Origin of the sequence: Nitratireductor alexandrii, from assembly GCF_004000215.1 — a bacterium.
Classification (GTDB): Bacteria; Pseudomonadota; Alphaproteobacteria; order Rhizobiales; family Rhizobiaceae; genus Mangrovimarina; species Mangrovimarina alexandrii.
In genome coordinates this window covers 1-1,830 of record NZ_RBVY01000030.1, presented here as the reverse complement: position 1 = coordinate 1,830, position 1,830 = coordinate 1, and the positions used below count along the sequence as shown (strand labels likewise).

The following is a 1,830-nucleotide window of genomic DNA, read 5'->3' as shown; positions in this document are numbered from 1 at the left end:
CGCATGAAAGTCCTCGTCCCGGTCAAGCGTGTGATCGACGCGAATGTTAAGCCGCGTGTTAAGGCCGACGGCTCGGGCGTCGAGCTTTCGAACGTGAAGATGTCGATGAACCCTTTTGACGAGATTTCGGTGGAGGAGGCGATCCGGCTGAAGGAGGCGGGCACGGTTTCGGAGATCGTGGCGATTTCGGTCGGCCCGCAGCAGGCTCAGGAGACGATCCGCACCGCGCTTGCGATGGGGGCGGACCGGGGCATCCTGGTCAAGACGGACGCGGTTATGGAGCCGCTTGCGGTTGCCAAGGTCTTGAAGGGGATCGTTGAGGCGGAGAAGCCGGAGCTGGTGATCCTGGGCAAGCAGGCGATCGACGACGACAGCAACCAGACCGGCCAGATGCTGGCCGCGCTTTTGGGCTGGAGCCAGGGCACGTTCGCCTCCAAGGTCGAGATTGCCGACGGCAAGGCGACGGTGACGCGCGAGGTGGACGGCGGGCTGCAGACGGTGGAGTTGTCGCTGCCGGCGATCGTGACGACGGATCTGCGGCTGAACCAGCCGCGTTATGCGTCGCTTCCCAACATCATGAAGGCGAAGAAGAAGCCGCTTGAGGAGAAGACGCCGGACGATTACGGCGTCGACGCCGCGCCGCGTCTGAAGGTTTTGAAGACCGAGGAGCCTGAGGGCCGCAAGGCGGGTGTGAAGGTCAAGGACGTGGCCGAGCTGGTCGAAAAGCTGAAGAACGAAGCCGGCGTGCTGTAGTGAATTCGCTTGAGGCCGGTCTGCAAGCGGCCGGTCTCTGTGCTTCCGGTGCCCGCATATCCGACTGCGTTGTGCGCCGGTTCTCGAACCCAACCGCTTTGGCTGCGGCCTGATCCGAATTCGGACCGGAGCGAGCGGGACAAGCAAGGCAAGGACGACGACGATGGCCACTCTTTTGATTGCCGAACACGACAATGAAACCCTGTCCGACCAGACCGCCAAGGCCTTGTCGGCGGCGTCCGGGCTTGGCTCGGATGTCGACATTCTGGTGGCGGGCAAGGGCGCCAAGGCGGCGGCCGAGCAGGCGTCCAAGCTTGCCGGCGTGCGCAAGGTTCTGCTTGCCGAGGCCGACGGGCTCGCCGAGCGCCTGGCCGAGCCGCTTGCGGCCACGGTCGTCTCTCTGGCCGAGGGCTACGACGCGCTGGTGGCGCCGGCCACGACGATGGGCAAGAACGTGATGCCGCGGGTGGCGGCGCTGCTCGACGTGATGCAGATCTCCGACATTGTCGAGGTAGTCGACGCCAAGACGTTCAAGCGGCCGATCTATGCCGGCAACGCGATCCAGACGGTGGAGTCCGGCGACGCCACGAAGGTGGTCACGGTGAGGACCGCCGGCTTCCAGGCGGCCGGCGACGGCGGCTCTGCCCCGGTCGAGACGGTCGAGGCGGCGGCCGATCCGGGCCTGTCGCGCTTTGTGGAGAACAAGCTGTCGGAGAGCGACCGTCCGGAGCTGACCTCGGCCCGGATCATCATCTCGGGCGGGCGCGCGCTCGGCTCGGCGGAAAAGTTCCAGGAGGTCATCCTGCCGGTCGCCGACAAGCTCGGCGCGGCGGTGGGCGCCTCGCGCGCGGCCGTGGATGCCGGCTATGCGCCCAATGACTGGCAGGTCGGCCAGACCGGCAAGGTGGTCGCCCCCGACCTCTACATCGCCGTGGGCATCTCAGGCGCCATCCAGCACCTGGCCGGCATGAAGGACTCCAAAATCATCGTCGCCATCAACAAAGACGAGGAGGCACCAATCTTCCAGGTCGCCGATTACGGCCTCGTCCAAGACCTCTTCACAGCAATCCCAGAGCT

2 protein-coding genes are annotated in these 1,830 nt (G+C 65.6%); both read left to right on the top strand.

Annotated features, from left to right (window positions below):
- The first annotated feature begins 3 nt into the window (after positions 1-3).
- Positions 4-753, top strand: a complete 750-nt coding sequence (locus tag EP380_RS23365; RefSeq protein ID WP_127601226.1) for an electron transfer flavoprotein subunit beta/FixA family protein — start codon at positions 4-6, stop codon at positions 751-753.
- 163 nt (positions 754-916) lie between these two features.
- Positions 917-1,830, top strand: a 914-nt coding sequence (locus tag EP380_RS23360) for an electron transfer flavoprotein subunit alpha/FixB family protein (protein WP_106573736.1), incomplete at its 3' end; no start/stop codon positions are given.

Excerpts from the sequence above, each read along its gene's own strand:
- EP380_RS23365 (WP_127601226.1), top strand. The coding sequence starts at position 4 with ATGAAAGTCCTCGTCCCGGTCAAGCGTGTGATCGACGCGAATGTTAAG.